Genomic DNA, 5,402 nt, shown 5'->3' on the forward strand with positions numbered 1-5,402 from the left:
TCGGCGGCCAGGGCCGCCAACGCCGCGATCGACCACATGCGCGACTGGGCGCTGGGCAGCAACGGCAAGTGGGTCACGATGGGCATCGCCTCCGATGGCCAGTACGGCATCCCGAAGGACACGATGTTCGGCTTTCCGGTCACCACCGCCGGCGGTGAATACAAGCTGGTCGAGGGCCTGGCGATCGATGCGTTCTCGCAAGAGCGCATCAACCTGACGCTGAAGGAACTCCAAGAGGAACAAGAAGGCGTCAAGCACCTTCTGTGAGCACGGCTGCGGGCCCGAGAGAAGGCCGGACTGCATCCGGCCTTTTTTTCGGCTCGACCGCTACGGAGCAAGCGATGAGCGACTGGAATCCCGCCCTGTACAAGCAATTCGAGGACGAGCGCACGCGCCCGGCGCGCGATCTGCTGGCGCAGGTGGATGCCATCCCGTCCGGCCCGGTGTTCGATCTCGGCTGCGGGCCGGGCAACTCGACCGAGCTGCTGGTCCAGCGATTTCCTGGTGCGCAGGTCGTCGGCACCGACACCTCCGAGGCGATGCTCGCCAGCGCCCGCGAGCGGCTGCCGGGCTGCCGCTTCGAGCTCAGCGACATTTCCACCTGGCGAGCTGCATCGCCCTCAGCACTGATCTACGCGAACGCCTCGCTGCAATGGGTGCCCGACCACGCGGCGCTGCTGCCGCGGCTGTTCGCCGAGCTGGCGCCGGGCGGCACGCTCGCGATCCAGATGCCCGACAACCGCGACGAGCCCACCCACCGGCTGATGCGCGAGACCGCCGCGCTCGCGCCGTGGGCCGAGCCGATTGGCGATGCCGACCGCAAGCGCACGCCGATGCTCGGCGTCGGCGGCTACTACGACCTGCTGGCGCCGCTGGCTGCGCGCGTGCAGGTGTGGCGCACCGCCTACCAGCACCCGATGAATGATGCCGCCGCGATCGTCGAATGGGTGCGCGCCACCGGGCTGAAGCCGTTCATCGACCCGCTGTCGCCCGCCCTGCGCGCCTCGTTCCTCGAGGCCTACACCCGCCGCATCGCCGAGGCCTACCCGGCGCATGCCGACGGCCGGCTGCTGCTGGCGTTTCCGCGGCTGTTCATCGTCGCAACCAAGGCCGCCTGATGACCCAACACCCGACCCAGCACCCGCGCGAGATCCTGTTCGGCGCCGGCGAGGTGCTGCCCGCCCTGCCCGTCTGCGACCACTACGCCGGCGTCGAGGCGCGCATGCACAAGAGCCTCGCGCTGCAGGGCGAGCTCGGGCCGGTGTTCGACATCACGCTCGATTGCGAGGACGGCGCCCCGGTCGGCGGCGAGGCCGAGCATGCGCAGATGGTCGCGTCGTTCGTGATGTCGGCCGCCAACCGCCATGGCCGCGTCGGCGCCCGCGTGCACGCGCCGGACGAGGCCGCGTTCGACGCCGATGTCGACACGCTCGTCCAGCAGGCCGGCAGCCGGCTGGCGTACCTGATGGTGCCCAAGGTCGAGAGCCTCGCGCAGCTGCAGGCCGCGATCTCGTCGATCGACGCCGCCGGCGTGCGCCACGGCCTCGAGCGCCAGATCCCGATCCACGCGCTGGTCGAGACGCACGGCGCGCTGCGCGAGGTCGACGCGATCGCCGCGCACCCGCGCATCGAGTCGCTGTCGTTCGGGCTGATGGATTTCGTCTCGGCGCACCGCGGCGCGATCGGCCACCAGGCGATGAGCGCCACCGGCCAGTTCGAGCACCCGCTGGTGCTGCGCGCCAAGCTGGAGATCTCGGCCGCCTGCCACGGCCACGGCAAGGTGCCGTCGCACTGCGTGGTCACCGAGTTCCGCAAGCTCGATCTGCTGCAAACCGCTGCGACGAAGGCCGCGCGCCAGCTCGGCTACCTGCGCATGTGGAGCATCCACCCCGACCAGGTCCGCACCATCGTCGACGCGTTCGCGCCGACCGCCGCCGAGACCGACCTCGCGACCGAGATCCTGATGGCCGCCCAGGCGGCCCGCTGGGCGCCGACCAGCCACCGCGACACGCTGCACGACCGGGCGAGCTACCGCTACTACTGGCATGTGCTGGAGCGCGCCGCCCGCACCGGGCAGCCGTTGCCGATCGAAGTGCGGCAGGCCTTCTTCGCGGAGGGGCCGTGACGTTTTCCACGCGACTGCGCGGCAAGTGCGCAACAAGCCATCAAATTGTTTCAAAGAGGCGGGTTGGCCCACGATGTGTGCCACCACCCACCTCCACAATCGCTCCTTCTCACAACATGTTGGAGCGACACGATGTCCCGCAACCTCTTTCTTGCCAATGCCTTCGCACTGGCCGTTGGCCTGACCTCGGCTGCCGCGATGGCTGCCGATCCCGCGACCCCGGCAAAGCCGGCTGCGAAGCCCGCGGCCGCCGCCCCGGCGAAGAAGGCGCCGCCGAAGAAGGCCGAGGCCACGCTGCCGCAAGCCGACCAGGCCCAGCTCGACGCCGCCGAGCGCACGCTGTTCGGCCCGTACGATTGCGAGTTCAACCAGAAGATCGACGTCTCGATGAACCCGAAATTCCCCGGCTACGTCGACGTGGCCTTCGGGAAGAAGCTGTTCACGATGAAGCCGGTGTCGTCGTCGACGGGTGCGCTGCGCCTGGAAGACGTCAAGGGCGTGGCGCTGCTGCTGCAGATCGCCAACAAGTCGATGCTGATGGACACCAAGGCCGGCCAGCGCCTGGTCGACGGCTGCGTCCACGAGAAGCAACGCGCTGCCGCGGCGGCCGCCGGCAAGTAATCGCCGACGGTCTCCGGAGATCGAGCCAGCGCCGCTGCCCCCGTTTTTCGTTCCTTGTGCCCCGGGTCGCGACGACGACCGGTGGCCGGCGCCTGGCAGATCCGCGCAATGCGGCTGCAGGGCTTTCCTTTTCCTGACCGTCATTGCCCCCGGAGAACCGCATGCTTCAAGCCTATCGCCAACATGTCGCCGAACGCGCTGCCCTCGGCATTCCGCCGCTGCCGCTGTCGGCCGCGCAGACCGCCGAACTGATCGAGCTGCTGAAGGCGCCGCCGGCCGGTGAAGGTGCCAACCTGGTCTACCTGCTGACGCAMCGCGTGCCCGCGGGCGTGGACGATGCGGCCAAGGTGAAGGCCTCGTACCTGGCGGCCGTGGCGCATGGCACCGAGACGAATTCGCTGATTTCGCGCGAACTGGCGACCGAATTGCTGGGCACGATGCTCGGCGGTTTCAACATCAGCCCGCTGATCGACCTGCTCGACGACCCCGCGCTGGGTGCCGTGGCCGCCAAGGGCCTGAAGGGCACGCTGCAGATCTTCGACCAGTTCCACGACGTGAAGGCCAAGGCCGACAAGGGCAACGACCACGCCCGCGCCGTGCTGCAGAGCTGGGCCGACGGCGAGTGGTTCACCTCGCGGCCGGAAGTGCCGACCAGCATCACCGTCGGCATCTTCAAGGTGACCGGCGAGACCAACACCGACGACCTGTCGCCCGCGCCCGACGCGTGGAGCCGCCCGGACATCCCGTTGCACGCGCTGGCGATGCTGAAGAATGCACGCCCCGGCATCACGCCGGAAGAAGACGGCAAGCGCGGCCCGATCAAGTTCATCGAGGACCTGCGCGCCCAGGGCAACCTGGTGGCGTATGTGGGCGACGTGGTCGGCACCGGCTCGAGCCGCAAGTCGGCCACCAACTCGGTGCTGTGGTTCACCGGCGAAGACATTCCCTACGTGCCGAACAAGCGCTTCGGCGGCGTGTGCCTGGGCAACAAGATCGCCCCGATCTTCTACAACACGATGGAAGACGCCGGCGCGCTGCCGATCGAGCTGGACGTGAGCCAGATGTCGATGGGCGACGTGGTCGAGCTGCGCCCCTATGACGGCAAGGCGCTGAAGAACGGCCAGGTGATCGCCGAGTTCAAGCTCAAGAGCGACGTGCTGTTCGACGAGGTGCGTGCCGGCGGCCGCATTCCGCTGATCATCGGTCGCGGCCTGACCACCAAGGCGCGCGAGGCGCTGGGCCTGGCCCCGTCGACGCTGTTCCGCCTGCCGCAGAGCCCGGTCGACACGAAGAAGGGTTACTCGCTGGCGCAGAAGATGGTGGGCAAGGCCTGCGGCCTGCCGGTGGTCAACGGCCAGCAGCAGGGCGTGCGCCCGGGCACCTACTGCGAACCGCGCATGACCAGCGTCGGCTCGCAGGACACGACCGGCCCGATGACGCGCGACGAGCTGAAGGACCTGGCCTGCCTGGGCTTCAGCGCCGACCTGGTGATGCAGAGCTTCTGCCACACGGCCGCGTATCCGAAGCCGGTCGACGTGAAGATGCACCACGAGCTGCCGGAGTTCATCAGCACGCGAGGCGGCATCTCGCTGCGCCCGGGTGACGGCGTGATCCACAGCTGGCTGAACCGTTTCCTGCTGCCGGATACCGTGGGCACCGGCGGCGACAGCCACACCCGTTTCCCGATCGGCATCAGCTTCCCGGCGGGTTCGGGCCTGGTCGCGTTCGCGGCGGCCACCGGCGTGATGCCGCTGGACATGCCGGAGAGCGTGCTGGTGCGCTTCAAGGGCACGATGCAGCCGGGCGTCACGCTGCGCGACCTGGTCAACGCGATCCCGCTGTACGCGATCAAGCAGGGGCTGCTGACGGTCGAGAAGAAGGGCAAGAAGAACATCTTCTCGGGCCGCATCCTCGAGATCGAGGGGCTGCCCGACCTGAAGGTGGAGCAGGCCTTCGAGCTGAGCGACGCGTCGGCCGAGCGTTCGGCGGCCGGTTGCACGGTGCACCTGAACAAGGAACCGATCATCGAGTACATCAACAGCAACATCACGCTGATGAAGTGGATGATCGCGCAGGGGTATGCGGACGCGCGCACGCTGGAGCGCCGCATCGCTGCGCAAGAGGCGTGGCTGGCGAACCCGCAGTTGCTGAAGGGCGATGCCGATGCCGACTATGCGGCGGTGATCGAGATCGACCTGGCCGACGTGCACGAGCCGATCGTCGCGTGCCCGAACGACCCGGACGACGTGAAGACGCTGGCCGAGGTGTCGGGCGCGAAGATCGACGAGGTGTTCATCGGTTCGTGCATGACGAACATCGGCCATTTCCGTGCGGCGAGCAAGCTGCTCGAGGGCAAGCGCGACATCCCGGTGAAGCTGTGGGTGGCGCCGCCGACCAAGATGGATGCGCACCAGCTGACCGAGGAAGGCCACTATGGCGTGCTCGGCACGGCGGGCGCGCGCATGGAGATGCCGGGCTGCAGCCTGTGCATGGGCAACCAGGCGCAGGTGAAGGAAGGCGCGACGGTGTTCTCGACGAGCACGCGCAACTTCCCGAACCGGCTGGGCAAGAACAGCAACGTCTACCTCGGCTCGGCTGAGCTGGCGTCGATCTGCTCGAAGCTGGGGCGCATTCCGACGAAGGACGAGTACATGGC

Annotated in this window: 4 protein-coding genes and 1 pseudogene; all 5 read left to right on the forward strand. The window is 68.4% G+C overall.

Annotation, left to right across the window (positions count from 1 at the left end):
• Positions 1-267 (forward strand): annotated as a pseudogene (locus AC1DXV_RS30800) (malate dehydrogenase); the annotation flags it as partial.
• Between the two features lie 74 nt (positions 268-341).
• Positions 342-1,118, forward strand: coding sequence for a trans-aconitate 2-methyltransferase (gene tam, locus AC1DXV_RS30805; protein WP_477873539.1), 777 nt, complete (start codon positions 342-344; stop codon positions 1,116-1,118).
• Positions 1,118-2,125, forward strand: a complete 1,008-nt coding sequence (locus AC1DXV_RS30810) for an HpcH/HpaI aldolase/citrate lyase family protein (RefSeq protein WP_477937260.1) — start codon at positions 1,118-1,120, stop codon at positions 2,123-2,125. Before tam ends, AC1DXV_RS30810 begins: the two co-directional genes overlap by 1 nt.
• A 132-nt stretch (positions 2,126-2,257) precedes the next feature.
• The gene (locus tag AC1DXV_RS30815) at positions 2,258-2,746 is read left to right on the forward strand and encodes a hypothetical protein (protein WP_477937262.1); all 489 of its coding nucleotides are present in this window, start codon (positions 2,258-2,260) and stop codon (positions 2,744-2,746) included.
• Between the two features lie 161 nt (positions 2,747-2,907).
• A partial coding sequence (acnB, locus tag AC1DXV_RS30820; protein WP_477937266.1) for a bifunctional aconitate hydratase 2/2-methylisocitrate dehydratase occupies positions 2,908-5,402 on the forward strand: 2,495 nt, incomplete at its 3' end.

It is taken from the genome of Rhizobacter sp. P3_C12, assembly GCF_056402735.1.

Bases quoted from the DNA above. Each gene is read 5' to 3' on its own strand.
- AC1DXV_RS30815 (WP_477937262.1), top strand. From the start codon at position 2,258: ATGTCCCGCAACCTCTTTCTTGCCAATGCCTTCGCACTGGCCGTTGGC.
- AC1DXV_RS30810 (WP_477937260.1), top strand. From the start codon at position 1,118: ATGACCCAACACCCGACCCAGCACCCGCGCGAGATCCTGTTCGGCGCC.
- tam (WP_477873539.1), top strand. From the start codon at position 342: ATGAGCGACTGGAATCCCGCCCTGTACAAGCAATTCGAGGACGAGCGC.